We start from the raw sequence: 20,432 nt of genomic DNA on the forward strand, positions 1-20,432 counted from the left end.
TCTCTTTCCTATTTTTTGTTCAATTATTTCTTAAGTGGTTTTCTTTTTCTTAAAGCAATCACAATAATTGCCATTGTCATCACTAAAAGTCCCATTTTTACAATAAAAATTTGTTTCGTTTCACCAGTTTGAGGTAATGTTTTAGTCCCTTTTTTTGGCGTTACTTTATTTTTGACAACAGTTGCTTTTTCTTTCTCAGCTTTTGGTTGTTCTTTTTTTGAATCCTGAGGTTTCTCGTCTTTATTAATTGGATTTTGTGGTTCTTTATCCTTTGGCACAACCTCTTCCCCGGGTTTAACATCAACGATCATGCGACCATTTGCAACAGTCTCAATTGTCCAACCATTATTTTCAACCGAAATGACAATCTGACGTTTTCCTTGATCAATAAGGTAATCATTTGGTGCTTTAGTCTCCACTAATTCGTAGGTACCAAATTTTAAATCTGTTACTTCAGCAATTCCTGCTTCATTTGTTGTTATGGCATACGTTTCAGTAGGATTTTCAATTGATGTTAACTTAAATGTAGCTCCTGCTAAAACAATTTCAGGATGATTCGCATCTACTTTTAATAAACGAAAATTACCAGTCTTAGGTTCAGCGGGAATTTCTATTATTGGCATATTCCCAACTGAGACATGCTCTTTTTGTCCTTTTTCAATTGTGATTGTACGTGATGTATGATTTGTTTCATAACCCACAGGTGCTTTAGTTTCAATTAATTCGTATTGACCAACTGGTATTTTATCAAGTTGAGCAATGCCACTTGCATTGGTCACTAATTCAAATTTTACTGTTACATCAGTTTTTGATTGTAACGTGAAAATTGCGCCCGACAGAGTTTCACTTTGATTTTTTTCATTATATTTCGTTAATAATAACGATCCAAACTCTTGACTTGGTTCAACTGGGACCCAAGGTTTTACTTTTTGATTTGAAATCGTTAAATCAACTTCACTTTGCTCTCTAGTTATTTGAACTGTTCGAATCGATTCATCTCTTTGATAACCATCTGGCGCTTGAATCTCTTCAAGTTGATAGTTACCCAAATCTAGCTCTTCAAAATAAATTTCACCTAACTGATTTGTCGTTAGCGTTTCTTCAAAAAGACCATCGATAGCAGAAAGCTTAAAGACTGCTCCTGCTAAATATTTCGTTGCATCAGTTGCATCCACTTTATGAATAACCAATTTCCCTTTTTCACGATTTGGTTTTGTTGGTTGATCCATTTTGGTGTTTGTTACAAGTAGATTCGTTTCGCGATTACCAGCTTGGTCTTCAATTACTTCGATTTCTTTTGGCGTTTGATCCAACATATATCCTGCCGGAGCTGTCACCTCACGTACAACATACTTACCAAATGGTAATTCATTAACTATCGCTTGTCCATTGGCATCAGTGGTTACCGTTTTAACTAATTCAGAATTTAACGACGCGCTACTGATTTCAAATACTGCATCCGCTAATCCTTGCGTTATATCTGTTGAATCTACCTTTTCTAAAGTTAACTGACCCAATTTTTCAACATTTGTGACAGTAAAGCCAACCTTCTCATCACCAGTAATACTGTTTTCAAGACGAGTATTCGTTGTCAATTCTTTCACACCATAGTTTAGTTTCTGATAAACCACTTTACCGTCTTCCGTTGTGACACGTTTTGAAGTCGGTAAATCTTTAAATGTAGCTTGCCATTCATTTTTTTCTGATAAAACTACTTTGTAATCAAAATTTTCTTTTTCGTTAACTGTTAAGACCATCTCAACAGGTTGTATCAATGACTTGTCTTTAACTTGCCATTTTTTTGATACTTGAATTTCAGTCTTCTTGATGATTGGCTGGTTACTAATTTCTAAGACACCTTGAGCATCAAGCTTCTCTTCATTAGCTAAAGTAATACTTACTTGACCATCCTTCACCGTAACTTGATAAATAGCATCTGTTTTTTGATAGCCTTTTGGTGCTGATAATTCGCGCAATGTATACTTTCCATCTGTAAGTTGGTTAAACACTAACATGCCCTCTGCATCTGAAATTGCAGTGATTTGTTTTTCACCTTTTATCAATCCAAATTCTGCACCTTGCAAGGCTTTACCATCAAGTTCGCTGGTTTTTATAATTTTAAATTGACCAAGTTTTGCTGGTATTTTTTTATTTGTAAAAGTAACTTTTCCTGAATCAGTCACCTTTTTTGCTGCTTCAAGTGTAAAATTCTTACGTTCTGAAACTGATAACGTTTCTTCAACTGTATATTGAATTAATTTTCCTGCATCGTCAAATTTATCTAATCCTTTAAAAATCAAACTTTTTTGACCCGCATCTAAACTTGCTTGACGGATTGTTTTATCATCTTGTTTTAAATTAAAAATTACGTTTGCTGCATTTTTTTCTGGATTATTAAGCTGTTCACCTTTCTCATCTTGCCATTTTTTGGTAATCTCAATATCAACTTTTTCAAATGCTTTATTTGTAACGGTTAAGACTGCTTTTTTCCCCATTTGAATTCTGATGAATTCTTGTTGCTCCGACTGATGATAACCTTTTGGCGCTTTTACTTCACTAATTGCATAAATTCCAGCATCAAGTTCAATTTCTTGTCCGTCTGCATTTACGACTTTTGCAATTCCTGTTTCATCAGACAACGAAGTTTGATAACGTTTCTTCGGATTATTTTTCTCACTAATTTCAAATTGTGCACCGGTCAGTGGTTCACCAGTTTCTTCATCACGTTTCATGATTTCCAACTGACCTTGACCTGTTTCACCATATCCCCAAGCACTTTCATTAAAAGAAAAATGGGCATTTGATAAATCTATTAAATCCTCACCTGGTTGGTTCAATTTCAAATTCGCTGTATTTTTAATATCAATTTTTTCGCCAGGTTTACCTGTACCATCGTATTCTGTTTGATAACGAACTAGATAGTAACGGTAGATTGTCTGCCCTTGATTAGTTTTGCCTAATGGATTTCCATCTAAATGAGCTGCAAAACCATTGTTCTTATAATCAATCTTAACAACATTTGTCACATCATGACTGCTACCATAGCCACGGCCCATCTCGGTACCATTTTTATTCGTATAAACAAACGGCACTTCAGAAATACGAATTGAACCTGGGATAACACGATGATGTTCTGATGGAATATCTTCAAAGATTAAGAGACCTTTAGCATAGTCCTTTTCATTGACAACATTCACTTCAGCTGCCCAATCAAATGTACCATAACCATCTTGACTCATTGCATGCTTATACACTGGCGTATGTTTCAAACCAAATGTACCATCAGATAATCCACCCGATGTGCCATTATCAACTTCAATTTCTTGATTTATCAATTCTTTACCGTTAACCGTAACGATGATTTGTTCTTTTCCTTTACTCTTTTGGACGGTTGCATTAAAGATGAAACCACCTTTACGATTTACTAAACCTTCAATTTCTTCCGTAAAAGTAAAGCGATACGCGTTTTTAGACTCATCATAAGTTCCCTTAGCAAAAATTATTTTGCCATTAGGACTAGTCAAATTCAGCACACCATGTGCTCCTTTTAGAATTTTAGGTAATTCGACTTCAAAATAATCCCCCGCTTGCCAAGTTTTATCACTCGAATCGTTCGGTAGTTCCCATTCACCACTAAAAAAGACTCTATCACCTGCTCTAAGTTTTGCTCCAGGTTCAACATCTTTACCTGTTTGATCTTTAAAAGACAATTTTTTCACAATATTATTGTGATTTGATTGTTCTGCATACACTTGTCGTTGTGGTATAATCGCTATTCCTATCACAATAAATAACATAACAACAATATTTATTAAATTCCCCGCTTTTCTCCCCACTAAATACGCACTTCCTATCTTATTTTATCTTTTCACGTTTATATAAACGTACTGCTTCACACGAACAAATAGAATAGTATCACACAGGTTTTTATTTTATTTTTCTACTTTTTCTTATCAATATGCAAATTTAGGGAAGAAGATTTCAAGTTATTAAATATTGTATGCATATCTTTAATATTCGACAAAAAAAGAACACCCATACTTATGGATGTTCATAAAAAAATATCTTATTTTTTATTTAAATTTTATTTTATTATAAGAATTATTCTCATTTTGACGTTTTTATTGTTCAGTTTGTTCCATTTCCTTCCCTAAAAAATACGAAATCGCAGTTCTAATCACGACAACACCTGCCAATATAAGAATATCTTCAATTGAGGGATTCAAAATTGTCTCAATAATATCCGATGCAATCAATACTTCTAAGCTTAATAAAATATATGAGCCTAAATAAAGCTTGATTCGATTGTTGTTTTTGACATTTGTAAAACGATCGTCTTGCTTTGCTTCATTTTTAATAAAATCTATAACTGCTTTACCAACTCCAAATAATAAAATTAAGATTGAAAAACCATTTAAAATTAAGATTATCATTTCGACTAATTCGGTTAAATAATACATTTAATCACCATCTTTCCAAAAAAGAAGGCTGCGTTAAGCAAGCCTTCCCCTCAAAATTTATTCTTCAACTTTTTCTTCGTCTTCTTCATCAGATTCATCAAATAAATCTTCATCATCAACAATTGTTAAATCTTCTTCGACTCCCTCTGGAACCTCATCTTCATCAACATCATTATCTGCTCCAATTTCGGTTAAATCAGATGTATATTGTTTGATTTCTTTTGAATCATCTTCATCTTCATCGTAAAGATCGTCTTCTTCGTCTTCGTCATTTAATTCAGCGTCTTCTGGATCATCATCGTTATAATCAATCGCATCTTCATCTTGTCCGATAAAGGCGTTAACTTTTTTACGTTTTTTACGACGTGGAGTGTCTTCTTCATCTTCATCAATTCCTGAAACTTCTTCATCAATTGAATCAATCGGATACCAGCCGCGTAAGCCCCAACGATTATCCCCTAAAGAAATAAAACTACCATCAATATTTAAGTCTGTATAAAATTGAGGTAAAATTGTTCTGATTTCACTGTCTGATTTTTCTAAATACGCTTGGATTTGATTTACTAAATCGGAAAAATCCATAATATCGCCATGCTGTTCTAATATAGCATGCGCTACTTCAATCATTGATAATTCACTTTTAATATTGCCATCTAATGCTTTTATTTCCAACCGGCACACGTCCTTTCACAGTCTACTCTCTATAATACAATAAACTGAACCTAAAATGCAATTACCTATTTCATTTTTTTTACACTTATGCTGTAAAAGTTAAATCTAAATGATAGACCCCTAGTTTTTCTTCACCAGCAAATAAATCATAATCAATCACAACATGTCCTGAATAAGGACGGTCTTTCAAGCTAACACGGATATTATTGGTATAAGTTGAAATATATAAAGTACCATATGGTGATTTATAATGTGTTTCTTGAGACTCTTGATAATGGAAGCGTAACTTCATTCTTAGATCCCCTGCACGAATTAATTCCACCTTACCGTCTGGTAAAATTTTCAAGGTAACGGGGACTGGAGTTTCAACGCCTTCTACCATTTCTTCATAACGTAAATATAGTACTTCGCCAATCCGAACCATTTGGCCTGAAACCTCAACAAAGTGTTCATTCATTTCATCATTTTGAAACATTTCAGTTCTTATTTTAATTTCAACTGGTATTGATTTTCTATCTTGCATTTTTTCACTCTTCTCTAACTTTTCTCTTCTTCATTTTGCTAATTTTTTTACTATTTGTCAAACTTTCCGCTGTCCTTTTATTTTGCGGTCGCTTCTATAATAGGTATAATAGAAACGTAAATTAATTTTAAGGAGTTACAAGCATGAAACTTAAACTTTCAGGAACACTCTATGAAGAGCAAACAATCAATTCCAAGAATCATTATGATCCTTTTATTTATACAGACTTACTCACCACCTACGTTGGTCAGCATCCAATGGTGATTGGTCACTTTTGGGAGATGACTCCGCATGTCATCCTTGGCATGAAAGACACACGCGTGACAAACTTGCAAAAAGGCGTTGCCTATATAAAGTCACAGGACTTTGATGTCGTGGTCCGTAATTCAGGTGGCTTAGCCGTTGTGAGTGATCCAGGAATATTAAATTTTTCACTTATCTTCCCTCACATTATTAATGACGAAAAACTTTCGATTAATTTTGGCTATGAATGTATGACAGAAATCATTCAACATGCCTTTAAAGATCAAACAGATAAAATCATGCCCTTTGAAGTGACAGATTCATATTGTCCTGGTGATTTTGATTTATCCATCAATGGCCAAAAATTTGCTGGTATTGCGCAAAGACGAGTTAAAGATGGGATTTCTGTCATGATCTACTTAAGTGTGAATGGCGATCAACCCAAACGTGGCAAGTTAATACATGAGTTTTATCAATCGTCTTTAGGTGATCATTTTGGTACTGATGGTTACCCACCAGTTAGAGCGGATTCGATGGCTAACCTTTCAGATTTACTCGACTTGCCTTTAACTATTAGTGACGTTAAGCACCGAATAAGCGCAACAATGAACAGCTATTTTTCAATCGAACCATTGGTAAATTCAGAATTATCTATCTATCTCGATAGTTCTGATTGGCAAGTTGATTATCAAAAACAATTTGAACGAATGATTAAAAGAAACGAGATCATTCAAGCGGAAGGAGTTTAAGGATGAAATATTTTGAAAGACTGACAACTGAAAGAGTCTTCCGTGATCCAATCCATAATTATGTTCACGTGGAAGACGCACTTATTCTTGATTTAATTAATACGAAAGAAATGCAACGCCTTCGACGAATCAAACAACTTGGGACTAGTTCTTTTACTTTTCACGGTGCAGAACACTCTCGTTTTGGGCATTCACTTGGAGTCTACGAAATCACACGCCGCATTTGTCAATATTTTAAACGACATTATTCATTAGCAGACGATCCCGTTAATGGTTGGGATGTTGAAGAAAAATTAATTGCACAATGTGCTGCCTTACTTCATGATATTGGCCACGGCCCCTATTCTCACACCTTTGAAGGAATTTTTAATACCGACCATGAAGAAATTACGGTTCAAATTATTACCTCAAAAGAAACTGAAGTCAATCAAGTTCTACGCAAAGTCTCACCGGAATTTCCAGAACAGGTCGCGAGTGTGATTCAGAAAACTTATCCAAACCCGCAAGTCGTCCAATTAATTTCAAGTCAAATTGATGCCGATCGCATGGATTACTTACTTAGAGATGCTTATTATACTGGAACAGAATATGGTACTTTTGATTTAACTCGAATTCTACGCGTCATTCGTCCTCATAAAGAAGGCATCGTCTTTCAAATGAACGGCATGCACGCAGTTGAAGATTATATTGTAAGTCGCTATCAAATGTACATGCAAATCTATTTTCACCCTGTTTCTAGAGGAATGGAAGTCATTTTAGACCGATTACTCAAACGAGCTACAGAAGTCTACCATGACGCTCCTAGCTACTTTGAACAAAACTCAATTTTATTAATTCCATTCTTAAAAGGCAATTTTACTTTAGAAGATTATCTAAAATTAGATGATGGTGTCCTATTAACGAGTTTTATTCTGTGGTCTGAGCATTCTGATCCAATATTAAGTGATTTAGCAAAACGTTTTTTAAATCGAAAACCACTTAAATCAATCTCATTTGATGATCAAGCTAAACATATGCTACCATTACTAACTGACTTAATTGAGACAGTCGGTTTTGATACAAAGTATTATACCGCTATTAGTTCAAGTTTTGATTTACCATATGATTTTTATGCACCTGCTGAAAATCGTCATCGGACGCAAATTGAACTCTACCAAATGGATGGTTCTCTGATTGAATTATCAAAAGCTAGCTATCTTGTTAATGCCATTACAGGTAAAATAACTGGTGACAAACGTCTCTTCTTTCCTAAAGAAATGCTTGCTTCTCATCAATCAGATACCTATACTTTATTTGAAGAGGAAATAAAACGATTTAATCGCCACATAAAAAATGGGACATTAATCGAAGAATAATGAAGGAGTGGAAAAATTTGTCTATTAAACTTGTCGCCATCGACATCGATGGTACTTTACTGAACTCAGAACGAAAATTAACTACAGAGGTTAAAGCTGCGGTCAAGAAAGCAACTGATCAAGGAGTGAACATTATCCTTGCAACTGGTCGCCCAACGATTGGGGTCATTCCTTTAATTCAAGAATTAGGTCTAGAAAACGACCATAGCTTCGTTGTGACATACAATGGCGCGTTAGTTCAAAATGCCGGTACCAAAGAAATCCTAGTTGAACATGGTTTAACTTTTGACGATTATCTTGAAATCGAATACTTATCACGTAAATTAGGCGTGCATTTCCATGTTCAAGACCATGACCGTATGTACACTGCAAATCGCGATATCAGCGAATATACAATTGAAGAAGCTACTTTAACTGGTATTCCATTATCATATCGCTCTGTTGACGAAATGACACCAGACATGCATATTATCAAGTCAATGATGATTGATCATCAAGAACTTTTAGATGCTGCCATTAAACAAGTACCAAAAGACTATCAAGAACGCTTTGCAATGGTTAAAAGTGCACCTTATTATTACGAAGTTTTAAATAAACAAGCAACAAAAGGGGCTGCTGTTAAAGAACTTTCTGAATTACTCAAGATTAAACCAGAAGAAGTTATGACGCTTGGTGATAACGAAAACGATTTAACCATGATTGAATTCGCTGGACTAGGTGTTGCTATGGGTAACGCTGTGCCCGCTGTTAAAGAGATAGCGAATAAAATTACTAAGACAAATGATGAGCATGGTGTTGCTTATGCTATTAATGAATGGGTCTTGTAAGAAAAAGTAACAACTAAAAAAGCTAGTCCTCAATCAATCGACACTCGATTGGTTGGGACTAGCTTTTTTTCAAAATAGTGTGATTTTTCTTGGACTTGTAGAAAAGACCAAGAAAGACTGTATTACCTTGGGTTAACTGGGTTACGTGAGCTGGGGTTCGGCAATAAGTCAATCCTGATAATCAGGTAAAAATCGCCTGATTATCAGGATTGTCTTACTGCTCATCCCAAGACGCCAAAAAAATTACCTTATTTTAAAATATATCTCCGTTAAAGATTGAATTTTTTACGATGACGTAATCGACTTTGCGAATTGCTTCTAAGTCTTTACCGCCTGAATATGAGATTGATGATTGTAAGTCTTGTTGCATTTCGTTTAATGTGTCTGATAATTTTCCGCGATATTTAATCCAGATTTTTTTACCTTCGACATTTTTATGTTCGCCTTTTTGATATTCCGACGCACTACCGAAATACTCTTTAAATAATTCGCCGTTTTCTTCCTTCATTTGACCAGGAGACTCTTCGTGTCCTGCAAATAATGAACCTATCATAACCATCGTAGCACCGAAACGAATTGATTTAGCAATATCACCGTGTGTACGAATACCTCCATCAGCAATAATTGGTTTACGTGCGGCTTTACTACAACGACGTACAGCCGATAATTGCCATCCGCCCGTTCCAAAGCCTGTTTTAAGTTTTGTAATACATACTTTACCAGGGCCAATACCAACTTTCGTTGCATCTGCACCTGCATTTTCAAGTTCACGAACTGCTTCTGGTGTGCCGACATTTCCAGCAATTACAAAAGAAGTTGGTAAATATTCTTTTAAGTGTTTAATCATATTGATAACACTGTCAGAATGACCGTGAGCAATATCAATGGTTACATAATCTGGTACAAGTTCTTCTGTAGCGAGTTGTTTCACAAAATCATATTCAGCAGGTTTGACACCCACACTAATTGAAGCAATTAAGCCTTTATCGTGCATTTTTTTAATGAATGGAATGCGCCCTTCTTCATCAAAACGGTGCATAATATAAAAATAGCCTTCTGTAGCTAATTTTTCAGCAACAGTTTCATCAATAATTGTTTGCATATTTGCAGGAACAACTGGCAACTTAAAGTTACGTCCACCTAGTGTCACTGTTGTATCACATTCTGAGCGACTTTCAACAACACACTTGTTTGGAACTAGTTGTACATCTTCGTAATCAAATATTTTCATTTGTCATTCCTCCTAGACATCCTCAATATTTTGGATTAAAGCCGAACAAAAGTAATGTTATAACATTCTTTTGTTAGCTCCTATGACAATCTAACCTATTTCAAAAAAAAATGCAAGAAATATAATATATTTCTTGCAGACAAACTTTCTAATGTTCGGATTTCACTTTACAAATTCTGCTTTTTCATTCTTTCAAGGCCTAAAACGATGATAACAAGGATCGCAATGATCATTGTTAAATAGGTATATAATCTCAAACCTAAGAAACTAAAATTCAATTTTATCGGAATAATATTGAATAGTCCAATAACAAGACTAGTTGCCATATTTAGACCAAAGAATAGTAGTATCGACAAGCCACGACCTTTTAACATAATTGTCGCTAAAAAGAGTGTCACAGTTGATAATAAAAGTTTTAGGATTATATCAAAACCAATCTCAACAAATGACTTACCGAAAACGCCAAAACCTTCCAAGAAGCTATATAGAACAAAATTTAAGTCAGCTGACTTAATCATGAACATTAACATCACCAAAAATGGTACGACAAAAACGACAACACTGACTGCAAATGTCCAAATTAAAGCTGCACCTACCTTACTAAAAAATAATCGGGTACGATTGACACCTGAAGCAACCAGTAAAGCCATGACATTGTTTTTATAGTCCATTGATAGCAAATGAAACGGATAATAAAACATAAAAACAAATGTGGCAATATAGCTTGTAAAAAATAATAAACCGAATAAAGCAATAAATGCAGCAAATACATCGCTTGAACTATCAACCGCTTGATCACTTAATGAAGACAAATACTTAAAATAAAAGACACTCAAAGTATTAAAAACAAACAAGATTAACATTGTTAACAAATATTTTTTTTCATTAAAATACTTAAAAAATTCACCTTTAAAAATTAATAAACCAGTCACTGACTCCACTCCCTTTTTAGTTCATTTTGTTGTCTAAAATATGGACAATTGCTAATGACGTAATGTCAATACCTTGTTGATCTAATTGATCTTTCACACTCTTCCATCGCTCATCTCTAATATTGACACGAATACCCGTACTACGAACTTGATAATAATAGTTTGTCGCTTCAAGTATCGCAATAAAACCATCCTGATTTGTCGTAACCACATCTCGAATTAGTTTTTCTTGGAATTCAGCAAGATTAATTTGATTGTCAATTTGTCCTTTTTTAATCACAACAACTTCTTCACAAAGTGAGACAATATCTTCTTTAACATGACTTGAAATAAGCAAAGTCATTCCTTTATCTGTCAATTTTTTCAGATATTTTTTAAACCAGCTAACTGTTTCAGCATCTAGACCACGAAACGGCTCATCCAAAATTAAAATTTTAGGTTCATGTAAGAGTGCGATTAACAAGATTAATTTTTTTATCATCCCATATGAATAGGTTCTAACTTGTCGTTTCAACACATCTTCCAACTCAAGCTCGCGCGCTAATTCTAATGCAAATTCAGAATTGTATTCACCACGTAATTTCGAAAAATACTCGATATTAAATAAACCTGTTTGATTCTCGTAAACAGACATACCATCCAATACTATTCCGACACTTAACAGGATTTCATTTACCTCACGAACATCACGTCCGTCAATTAAAACAGTTCCAGAATAATCGGTAATAATATTTGTAATACATTTGAACAGGGTTGTTTTTCCTGATCCATTTGGGCCCACAATTCCATACGAATGACCACTTTTGAAAGTAAGCTCTTCAACATCAAGTACGGTAAGTATGCCATATTTCTTAACAACATTTGAAATTTCGATATTCATAACAAACTCCATATCCCAAAAAAATATTTATTAAACTTGCTGGTCAATTAATTCAAGATTTAAACGATTCACAAAAATCCTAACTTCTTTTCTAGCGAAGTCGTATTTTTGTGTATTTACGTGTTCTAAAACTTTTCTAAACGAACGAACAAACTCATCGTAATAAAAATGAAGCGAATCATGCGGAAACTTCGCATAACTCATTTGGTCAAATTGTTTAATAATAAGTGACTTAATAAGATGGTTGTCCATTTCTATAAAAAACAATTCTAAAAAATGAGTCACCTGTTGCGCTCTTTTTTTCACTTGATTTGTAAAGGTTATCTCCTCTAAAATTTTTTTACACGCATTAATATCCAAATTTCGACCTTTAATTTGTAGTTGAAATATATAATTTGATAAAAGAATTTCAACTAGCTGTGATCGTTCAACAAATTCTTTTTTTGATATTATTTTTTTATTTATCGTAACACCTTTATTTACTTCTTTTTGAAGATACTCTTCATCCACTAAACGTTGAATTGCTTCACGAATTGGCGTTCGGCTAATGCCAAGGGTCTCCGAAATATCTTGTTCGATTAATTTAACTCCTGTTTCCCAAGAATTTGAATCAATCATTTCCTTAATATACTCATAGGCAATTTCTTGAGCTTTTAATTTTTTCCCCATAATATTAATCCCCAATCACTCTATTTTATGAGCCCTAGATATTTTAACTCTTGTTTTGTTTCTGCAAAATTATCAGAGAGTATCGTGACATGACCAATTTGAGTATGAGCTGATATTAAATTTTGAGGCTTATAAAAATAATAATGCCAATTTCTTTTTTTGGTCATAAGCGAGGTTATAAGTGATACATTTTCCTCTGAAATCATAATAGAAATCGATGGAATGAATTGACAAATCTCGGGCATTGGTAAATTACAAATTCCTTTAATATGCGTATCAAACACAGAAAAATTACAGCTATCCATAGTAAAAAGTCCAGCTTCATGAGGGCGTGTTGAAATTTCATTAACGTATAAGTTGCCGTTCTCCATTAAAAAGAGTTCCACACCAATCACACCACTGGTATTTAATTCTGAAGCAATTACTTTTCCAATTAAAACAATTTGATTTTCTAAGTCTTCACTTAAATCATCATAAGAAGCATAGACTTCTTTTAATTCACCATTCTTCCCATGCTTAGTTTCCACGATTGGGAACAAGGTGTAGTCACCTTTTTTATTAACAGCAATGGTAATAAAGAGCTCACGCTGAATCTTAAGAAAAGGTTCAATCAAGCAGCCTCCTTGTTGCACAAAGGGGACGGCTTTATCCACTTCTGCTTCTGAACAGATAACATAATGACTGTCAATTAAGACATCGCGATGGATATTTTTTACCACTAATGGATAACCCAAACTACGGCCAGCTTCACGAACTTCTGAAATTAAGTAAGCAACAGTATATGGTGATATGTTTATCAAATGATGGTTCAAGAACTCTCGCTCCAAGCGTCGATCTTGAGTGACTTCCAGTCCAAATACACCTTGAGGTATTTTGGTTTTAGCTTTTAAATAGTCTAACGTCTGCGCATCTGCCAATTCTGATTCATAAGTGATGATATCACTTTTTTGAATCAACTCTAACAAACCGAATCCATCGTTATAGTTGCCGACAATTTGTTCATCTACGATTGATGAAGCTGCACTATTTATATCTGGATCAAGAGCTATCACACGACAACCCATTTTTTTCGCAGAAAAACACATAAAGCGTGCCAAATGGTTTCCTCCAATAATACCAATTGTCTGATTCGGTAGTATAACTTTCGACAATTTTCTCAACTACTTTCTTTTTAACATAACTTAATAGTATCAATCAGTAGGTTAAGTGTAAAGAAATAAATCATTCTGTTTATAAATAATTTGTTAAAAAGTGGGATATTTTAAATAACAACCTTTTTATTTTAAGTATCCGATTATGAATATATTTCTTATTGAACTAATCACGTAAAAATTGAATTCTATTATTATTCAGCGACGCAATTCGCGCCAATGACTCAACACGAAATCCATATTGATTTAGTTTTAACCGGCCCTCTTGAAATGATTTTTCAATCACAATACCAACACCCTCTACAGTCGCACCTGCTTGTTGACAGATATCAATCATTCCCAAGACGCTATCACCTTTTGCTAATATATTATCGATAATCAGAATATGATCATTTGGTGTTAAATGTCGTCTTGAAATTAAGATACGATTCGTAACTTGCGGGTTATATGTTGGGACATGTGACAGTGAATAATCTTGTTCAACAGATAAATTTGTTTGTTTCCTCGCATAGATTAATGGGACACCAAATTTTTGAGCAACAAAAATTGCTGGAGGTACTCCTGAGGATTCTAAAGTCAACACCTTGGTCACTTTACAATTTCCAAATAAATCAAAAAACTCTTCACCAATTAAGTTCATTAACTGAGGATTTACTTGTTGCGTTAAAAAATTATCAACTTTGATCGACTCTTGATTAACAACAACTGCTTCTCGATTAATCACTAATTCTAGTGCTTTCATCTATATTACCCTCCATATTTAATAAGGTTGTTAAAAAAAAGTAATCCCCAAAATGTGCTAAACATTCTTGAGAATTACTTCTTGCTTCATTAAGATTCACCAATTTCATACTTCACTGGTTGGTTCAAACTTTCTGATAATGTTTTTGATAAACTATTACCAACTTTATTCAACATTGATAAAGTTCTTTCTTTTTCTTTACGTTTAGCTTTATCATCTTTAACAGTTGCTTTTTTATCATATTTTGTTAAATCATATGTTTCAATAATTGTATTTAATTTTTTATGATATTGACGATCGTCTTTATTTTGTGCTGTTAAAAAAGCTGTAACTTTACGATAATTATCTTTTTTAGCTAACGTCATTTCAGCAAAATTATCTGAATCTTTCTTTAACGTATCTATATAATCAGAGATACTTGCTTCGTAAGAAGGATATTCTTTGAAATTTTCTTCTTTTAAGACCATTTTATTATTTTCTTTTTTGAAATAATCAATGGATTTACTCTTACCTTCGTATTCACCTGTTAACTCATAGATATTATGTCCCTTAGCTAAAGGATGTTTACCAGAATTACTCTTAATCACTGCTTCAGCAATTAAGACAGATGCATACATATCATTTTTTTCTGCTATTTTTTTAGCATCTCCAGAAATATCTTTAATAAAATCAATCGTTTCTGGCGTCTTTTGACTTACTTCTGCTTTAGCTTTCTTTTGATCGTATTTAGTTAAATCATATGTTTCAATTAAGCCATTTAATTTTTCATAATAACGTGTATCGGTTGCGTAGCGTCCTGTTAAAAAATTTGTTGCTTCACGATAATTTTGTGTGTTTGATTTAAAGGCACCAGCATAGTAACTTGATTGATTATCAGTACCACCCTTCATTAATGACGCATAGTCATCAATTGAGGCTTTTTTATCTGGATATTTTCTAAATTTAGCACTAACAGTATACATACCGCCTTTACCATTATCTTCTAACGTTGGCATCTCAACATAATTACCTTGAAATTTACCTTTGATACCAAAAAGGTTATTATTTGGTGACTTGGCTAAGCGGCTATTACCTGATGCACTTTCTAAAATCGCTTGGGCAATCATCACAGATGCGTATAAGTCATATTTTTGTCCAATTTCACGTGCATCTTCACCAATCTCTTCAACAAATTCTAATGTTGAAATATTTCGTGTATACGTAATTGGTGTATTGTCTGCCGCGGATGGTTTAGTTTCTTCTGATTCACTTTTGTTATCTGAATCTTTTTTTTCTGGTTTCGCAACAACTTCTTCATCTCTTGATGAGCTATTGCTATTTTGATTACCGCTATTTGAATTATTATTTGAATTGCCTTTTGATGAACTAGAATTATTTGTTGAACTTGACGGCGTTGTGATGACTTCTTCTTCGTTTGTTTCCAGATCTTTAGAAGACTCTGAATTTGATCCTTCAGAGGAAGAAGATTCAGTTGCTGTTGCTCTTCTAGCATTTACGCCCGCCTTTTGGTAAATCCCACTGTTACTGACTAACGAACTTGAATCCGTTGGGCCTTCTTTTAGCGTTTCCGCTTCAACATAAGTCCCAATTACAGGTGTACTAATTGATAATAATGTAGCCCCAATACATAGCGACGATACCGTCTTTCTAAAACTAATTCCCCCGTGTTTGTTAGTAACCAAAGTTCCTCACCTCAATTCTGTTTATTGCAGACGTTCAACATTTCCAATCGATTCTAATTTACGTAATAAATCAGAGAAGATTACTTCTGATTCTGCTTTTAATCTTGTTAATTTACGATAGTAATTGCGTGCTTCTTGGCTCACAACACTTAATTCAGTTTCAGCTTCTGAAACTTTACGTTTTGCATCATAGTTAGCAACTTCAACAATTTGTCTTGCTCTTGCTTGTGCTTCTAACATAACTTGCGCGATATCAGCTTGGTTCATACCACCAGTTTGTGTTAATTGTTCATTGGCAACACGAAGTTCAGCTTTCACACGGTCTAATTCTTGTTTCAACACTTGAACATCTGGTGTTTCTTGTGTTTTAAGAGTTTCAATCTCTTGAACTAGACGTTGATTTTTTTCTTTTTCAGTTGATAACTCAGTTAATGTTTCTGTCACTGATTGTTGTTGAGCTTTCATATTATGAATTTCTTGCTCTAAGTTTGTAAGCATTGATTGATTTTCTTTCAATTCTGCTAATTCTTTTTCTAGTTGTTCGCGTTTGCTTACTTCATTTTCGTATTTTTCGTTCATCTCAACTAACTCCCGTTCACTTTTATCTGTATCTTCTTGCGATGCTGACAAACCTTTTAATTGACCTTGGTACTGGTCAGTTAAATTACTTTCCATTGCTTGCATTTTTTTAATCTCTTGTTCTAAATCTTCAAGTTCGCGATTAAGTTCTTGAATCACAACTTGTTCTTTTTCTGATGCTTCGTCTTTTCCAGTTAGTGCTTTTTCTAAATCACTAATTGTTTGCATTAATTCTTCATTTTCTGTAACCAAGACTTTCATGCTATCTGTCGTAGTTGACTGCGTATTCTGAGACTCTGAAAGTTTTGCTTCCAATGCAATTCGAGCTTCTTTTTCTTTTTCGTATGCGTCTTGCATCGCTTCAAGTTCACGTAGTTTTTCAGAGTTTTCTTGAACAATTACTTGTTTTTCTTCTTCAAAAATACGTTTTTGATCAGCATTTTCTTCTTTTTGAAGCGCCAACTCATTGACTAAATCTGTTGTTTTAGTTTGTGCTTCTTCTAATAATTTAACTGTTTCTGCTTGTTCAGCTTTGACAGTCGTTAATTCCTCTTGCGCTTTTTCTTTAAATTCACGTAACACATCATCTTTTTCTTGAAGTTGTGTAGCTAGCGAATTAGAGATTGTTTCTAACTCAGTTTCTTTATCAGATAATAATTTTGACATTTCATCAAATTTTTGACTGATATCAAGATTACTCTCAGATAACTCGCTTAATTTGGCTTTAAGTTCATCAGATAATGTTTGATCTGATTTAGCTTGATCCAACTGTTCATTTAATGAGTTAATTAACTCATTTTTGGCTTTAATATCTTCTTCTGTAGCACTTTGTCTATCAGAATATTCAGTGGCAAGACTCTCAAACTTTGTGTCTAAAGCTTTCAATTTATCGCGTAGATTTTCTTGACTATCCTGATCCACTTTTAGAGTTTGAACCATTTCTTTTAAGGTCGCATTTTCTTCCATCAAGGCTTCGACTGAAGGGAAATCTTCGCTCATAACCACTGGATTAGAAGCATTCATAGTCGGATTTTGCTCTAATGTTGGTTCAACCTGTCCCTCTAATTCCTCTTTTGTTAAGAGTGGAATTGTTGGACCTTGTGCAACAGGTTCATCCACATAATAATAATAATAAAAATAATCATCATCTTCTGATTGATCTAATTTAAAATCAGGGTCAATCACTTCCTGCATCGCATCTAGTGAAGTCAATTCATCATCCGGTTTGGGAGACGATTGTGGTGCTTCCGTAGATTCCGATGCTTGCCTAGACTCATTAGTTTGTTCATCTAAAGAGTCATCTGAGTTATCTTTTCTTTTTAACCAGTTACTAAACAATCAACGTCACCTCACTACCATATTTACACTCATTCATTTACTGTTTAACTTGGTGTTTTACTTAAATTTATTTCCTTTTTTGTAGACTTAGACACAAAGATATACAATAAAATTATAGCATAACTACCATATTATGCAATAGACTTTAGTTATCGGAGACAACATTTTCTTCATGATATTCCAAGTAGACCTCTTGTTTTTTTAGTCCCTGTCTTTTAGCAACTTTTTTTATCGCTTCTTTCGAAGTTAATTTCTCATTCTCCATTAATAGAATCACTTGTTCTTTTAAAGATAAATTCAAATCCACTGCTACTTCTAGTACTGCTTCGCCACTAAAGCCTTCGACAATTAAGCAGCATTCGCCCTTCAATGGTGTTTCTTGACAATATTCTAACACTTCACTTAATGACCCTCGTAAATATTCTTCATGGATTTTAGTTAATTCACGACAAACAGTCACTAATCTTGTTGGTTCAAAATGTGTCAACATAGTTTCCAGTGTTTTCGCTACTCGATAAGGAGACTCGTAAAAAATTAACGTTTCACGATGTTTAGCTAATTTTTCTAGTTCACTTAATTGCTCGCCCTTTTTACGTGGTAAAAAACCATAAAAGGTGAATGGTTGCGGTGTGATACCTGAAGCAATCAAAGCTGTAATTCCAGCACTTGCACCTGGCAATGCAACAACCGCAATTTCAGCTTCAATTGCCGCTAAAACAAGTTCATGTCCTGGGTCACTAATCGATGGCATGCCCGCATCACTCACTTGAGCAATGCTCGTTCCCTCTTCTAAATATGTGATAAGTTCTGGAATCCGTTCTTTTACATTGTGCTCATGTAAACTAATTTGTTTGGTTTTTATTTCAAAATGGTTTAATAATTTTTGTGTATTACGTGTATCTTCGCTCGCAATTAATGCGACGTCATGCAAAGTTTTGACTGAACGAAAGGTCATATCTTCTAAATTTCCAATTGGGGTTGGTACAAGATACAGTTTTCCAAACGAATTGGTCTCACCTTTAAAACTTTTTTGTTTTCTCATTTCAATCTCCTTAATATTCATTTCTGTTATCTACTCAGCAATTTCTCTCAGTAATAAGAGATAACCACGAACAAGGCTTAAAAGCACTCGTTCGTGGTTACCAGTTAGACTATTTGATCAAGAACATTAACCTATTCTTCAAACTAAATTCACTATTAGTCTGTCTTTTTTGCTCAAATTTGATTACCAAAAAAATTATTTACCATAAATCATACTTGAACAAAAAACACATTCTTCATGATTTTCTCGTCTTGAACCATAAAAATCTTTACAGACATGGAACCCTTCCTCATAAAGTTTTTCTAGATTTAAACGTGATTTTGACAACTCTTGTTTACCATCATCATGAATTTCTGTTTTTTCGAGTTTGTCTCGTAAATGTTGATTTTCAAGCTCTAGATTTAAATTTTGTTCCAAGAGTAAATCTACAACATTTTTCATCTCACCAACTTGTACTAACATGGTTTGTAATTTACTTTCAAATTCCACTAATTCTTCATACAACTTTATTTTTTCCATGTCAATCTTCCTTTTCAACAAATCTCTATTCTTTAATCAGTGTTAGTTCACTTGCATCAAATTCAATTGGTGTTTCACGATTAACCAATTTCACTTTAACAATCTCTTCCAAGATATTTAATCCAATGACCTTACCAGGTCCATCAGGTGTTTCAACTTTTTTACCATAATCTGGCATCAATTTTCTCAAACGCTCATATTCACTATTCTCATAGTTTAAGCAACACATTAAGCGACCGCACAGTCCTGAAATTTTTGTAGGATTTAAAGACAAGCTTTGTTCTTTTGCCATTTTTATTGAGACTGGAACAAAATCACCTAAAAATGTACTACAACAAAGTGGTCGGCCACATGGTCCAATACCACCTAAAATTTTGGCTTCATCACGGACACCAATTTGCTTTAACTCGATACGCGTTTTATAGGTTGCAGCCAAATCCTTAACTAACTCACGAAAGTCAATGCGATTATCAGCTGTAAAACAAAAAGTCATTTTACTGCGGTCAAATGAGTACGCTACACTAACCAACTTCATCTCTAAACGATGATCGCTGACAATTTTTTGAGCTTCTTTAAGTGCTATTTTAGCATCTTCTTCATTTTTCGCGACTTTTTTTAAATGCTTTTCTGTTGCTGTATATAAAATCGTTTGCAAGTCATCAGGTAATTCATCTGGTGAAATCTCTTTACTTGGAATTGCGACTTCTGCGATTTCTTTCACCTTTTGAGACTCAACGACAACATAATCTCGATATTGATATTCTTTTTGACGTTCAGGTGCATAATAATAAATCCGACCCGCCGGCTTAAAACGCACTCCAACTACTTCAACCATTTG

18 protein-coding genes are annotated in these 20,432 nt (G+C 34.0%); 3 read left to right on the forward strand and 15 right to left on the reverse strand.

The features are described from left to right. Positions 1-23 precede the first annotated feature (23 nt). The 4 genes from ESZ54_RS02075 to ESZ54_RS02090 form a co-directional block, all read right to left on the reverse strand. Entirely contained in the window at positions 24-3,797 is a 3,774-nt protein-coding gene (locus ESZ54_RS02075; protein ID WP_204249499.1) for a SpaA isopeptide-forming pilin-related protein, read from the reverse strand. Between the two features lie 324 nt (positions 3,798-4,121). Continuing rightward, on the reverse strand, positions 4,122-4,460 hold the full coding sequence (locus tag ESZ54_RS02080; RefSeq protein WP_136136016.1) for a DUF1622 domain-containing protein: 339 nt from the start codon (positions 4,458-4,460) through the stop codon (positions 4,122-4,124). 57 nt (positions 4,461-4,517) lie between these two features. Further along, positions 4,518-5,087 carry a DNA-directed RNA polymerase subunit delta gene (gene rpoE / locus ESZ54_RS02085; RefSeq protein WP_420824348.1) on the reverse strand — a complete coding sequence of 190 codons (570 nt, stop codon included), beginning with the start codon at positions 5,085-5,087 and terminating at the stop codon, positions 4,518-4,520. A 130-nt stretch (positions 5,088-5,217) separates the two neighbouring features. Next, positions 5,218-5,655: a YwiB family protein gene (locus tag ESZ54_RS02090; protein WP_136136018.1), complete on the reverse strand. Its 438-nt coding sequence runs from the start codon at positions 5,653-5,655 to the stop codon at positions 5,218-5,220. 143 nt (positions 5,656-5,798) lie between these two features. Between ESZ54_RS02090 and ESZ54_RS02095 the strand changes: the two genes are divergently transcribed. From ESZ54_RS02095 to yidA, 3 genes are read left to right on the forward strand one after another with little or no spacing between them, the layout of a single operon-like run. After that, on the forward strand, positions 5,799-6,647 hold the full coding sequence (locus tag ESZ54_RS02095; protein ID WP_136136019.1) for a lipoate--protein ligase family protein: 849 nt from the start codon (positions 5,799-5,801) through the stop codon (positions 6,645-6,647). A 2-nt stretch (positions 6,648-6,649) separates the two neighbouring features. Next, complete coding sequence (locus tag ESZ54_RS02100; protein ID WP_136136020.1) at positions 6,650-8,002, forward strand: HD domain-containing protein; 1,353 nt, start codon at positions 6,650-6,652, stop codon at positions 8,000-8,002. A 17-nt stretch (positions 8,003-8,019) separates the two neighbouring features. Continuing rightward, on the forward strand, positions 8,020-8,829 hold the full coding sequence (gene yidA / locus ESZ54_RS02105) for a sugar-phosphatase (protein WP_136136021.1): 810 nt from the start codon (positions 8,020-8,022) through the stop codon (positions 8,827-8,829). 253 nt (positions 8,830-9,082) lie between these two features. Here yidA and guaC read toward each other — a convergent pair whose 3' ends face one another. The 11 genes from guaC to ESZ54_RS02160 all read right to left on the reverse strand — a co-directional run bounded on the left by guaC (position 9,083) and on the right by ESZ54_RS02160 (position 20,429). Next, positions 9,083-10,060 (reverse strand): GMP reductase, encoded by a 978-nt coding sequence (guaC, locus tag ESZ54_RS02110; protein WP_136136022.1) that lies wholly within the window; start codon positions 10,058-10,060, stop codon positions 9,083-9,085. A 167-nt stretch (positions 10,061-10,227) separates the two neighbouring features. Then, positions 10,228-10,992, reverse strand: a complete 765-nt coding sequence (locus ESZ54_RS02115) for a hypothetical protein (RefSeq protein WP_136136023.1) — start codon at positions 10,990-10,992, stop codon at positions 10,228-10,230. 16 nt (positions 10,993-11,008) lie between these two features. Next, positions 11,009-11,872, reverse strand: a complete 864-nt coding sequence (locus ESZ54_RS02120) for an ATP-binding cassette domain-containing protein (RefSeq protein ID WP_136136024.1) — start codon at positions 11,870-11,872, stop codon at positions 11,009-11,011. 30 nt (positions 11,873-11,902) lie between these two features. After that, positions 11,903-12,541 carry a GntR family transcriptional regulator gene (locus ESZ54_RS02125; protein WP_136136025.1) on the reverse strand — a complete coding sequence of 213 codons (639 nt, stop codon included), beginning with the start codon at positions 12,539-12,541 and terminating at the stop codon, positions 11,903-11,905. 20 nt (positions 12,542-12,561) lie between these two features. Further along, entirely contained in the window at positions 12,562-13,692 is a 1,131-nt protein-coding gene (locus ESZ54_RS02130; protein WP_204249501.1) for an ATP-grasp domain-containing protein, read from the reverse strand. 166 nt (positions 13,693-13,858) lie between these two features. Continuing rightward, on the reverse strand, positions 13,859-14,434 hold the full coding sequence (locus ESZ54_RS02135; RefSeq protein WP_136136027.1) for a xanthine phosphoribosyltransferase: 576 nt from the start codon (positions 14,432-14,434) through the stop codon (positions 13,859-13,861). An 89-nt stretch (positions 14,435-14,523) separates the two neighbouring features. Then, positions 14,524-16,116 (reverse strand): glucosaminidase domain-containing protein, encoded by a 1,593-nt coding sequence (locus tag ESZ54_RS02140; RefSeq protein WP_136136028.1) that lies wholly within the window; start codon positions 16,114-16,116, stop codon positions 14,524-14,526. Positions 16,117-16,137: 21 nt separating this feature from the next. Next, a complete protein-coding gene (locus ESZ54_RS02145) occupies positions 16,138-18,033 on the reverse strand; it encodes a coiled-coil domain-containing protein (RefSeq protein WP_136136029.1) in 1,896 nt (631 codons plus the stop codon). A gap of 145 nt (positions 18,034-18,178) precedes the next feature. Next, complete coding sequence (gene rsmI / locus ESZ54_RS02150) at positions 18,179-19,075, reverse strand: 16S rRNA (cytidine(1402)-2'-O)-methyltransferase (RefSeq protein WP_136136030.1); 897 nt, start codon at positions 19,073-19,075, stop codon at positions 18,179-18,181. Between the two features lie 195 nt (positions 19,076-19,270). Next, a complete protein-coding gene (locus ESZ54_RS02155) occupies positions 19,271-19,594 on the reverse strand; it encodes an initiation control protein YabA (RefSeq protein ID WP_136136031.1) in 324 nt (107 codons plus the stop codon). 25 nt (positions 19,595-19,619) lie between these two features. Next, positions 19,620-20,429 (reverse strand): PSP1 domain-containing protein, encoded by an 810-nt coding sequence (locus ESZ54_RS02160; RefSeq protein ID WP_136136032.1) that lies wholly within the window; start codon positions 20,427-20,429, stop codon positions 19,620-19,622. Between the last annotated feature and the right edge of the window lie 3 nt (positions 20,430-20,432).

The sequence above is a fragment of the Vagococcus silagei genome (assembly GCF_004795745.1).
GTDB lineage: Bacteria > Bacillota > Bacilli > Lactobacillales > Vagococcaceae > Vagococcus > Vagococcus silagei.

What these genes read in the sequence shown, in the direction of transcription:
- ESZ54_RS02075 (WP_204249499.1), bottom strand. Translation starts at nt 3,797, where the DNA reads ATGTTATTTATTGTGATAGGAATAGCGATTATACCACAACGACAAGTG.
- ESZ54_RS02080 (WP_136136016.1), bottom strand. Translation starts at nt 4,460, where the DNA reads ATGTATTATTTAACCGAATTAGTCGAAATGATAATCTTAATTTTAAAT.
- rpoE (WP_420824348.1), bottom strand. Translation starts at nt 5,087, where the DNA reads ATGATTGAAGTAGCGCATGCTATATTAGAACAGCATGGCGATATTATG.
- ESZ54_RS02090 (WP_136136018.1), bottom strand. Translation starts at nt 5,655, where the DNA reads ATGCAAGATAGAAAATCAATACCAGTTGAAATTAAAATAAGAACTGAA.
- ESZ54_RS02095 (WP_136136019.1), top strand. Translation starts at nt 5,799, where the DNA reads ATGAAACTTAAACTTTCAGGAACACTCTATGAAGAGCAAACAATCAAT.
- ESZ54_RS02100 (WP_136136020.1), top strand. Translation starts at nt 6,650, where the DNA reads ATGAAATATTTTGAAAGACTGACAACTGAAAGAGTCTTCCGTGATCCA.
- guaC (WP_136136022.1), bottom strand. Translation starts at nt 10,060, where the DNA reads ATGAAAATATTTGATTACGAAGATGTACAACTAGTTCCAAACAAGTGT.
- ESZ54_RS02120 (WP_136136024.1), bottom strand. Translation starts at nt 11,872, where the DNA reads ATGAATATCGAAATTTCAAATGTTGTTAAGAAATATGGCATACTTACC.
- ESZ54_RS02125 (WP_136136025.1), bottom strand. Translation starts at nt 12,541, where the DNA reads ATGGGGAAAAAATTAAAAGCTCAAGAAATTGCCTATGAGTATATTAAG.
- ESZ54_RS02135 (WP_136136027.1), bottom strand. Translation starts at nt 14,434, where the DNA reads ATGAAAGCACTAGAATTAGTGATTAATCGAGAAGCAGTTGTTGTTAAT.
- rsmI (WP_136136030.1), bottom strand. Translation starts at nt 19,075, where the DNA reads ATGAGAAAACAAAAAAGTTTTAAAGGTGAGACCAATTCGTTTGGAAAA.
- ESZ54_RS02155 (WP_136136031.1), bottom strand. Translation starts at nt 19,594, where the DNA reads ATGGAAAAAATAAAGTTGTATGAAGAATTAGTGGAATTTGAAAGTAAA.
- ESZ54_RS02160 (WP_136136032.1), bottom strand. Translation starts at nt 20,429, where the DNA reads ATGGTTGAAGTAGTTGGAGTGCGTTTTAAGCCGGCGGGTCGGATTTAT.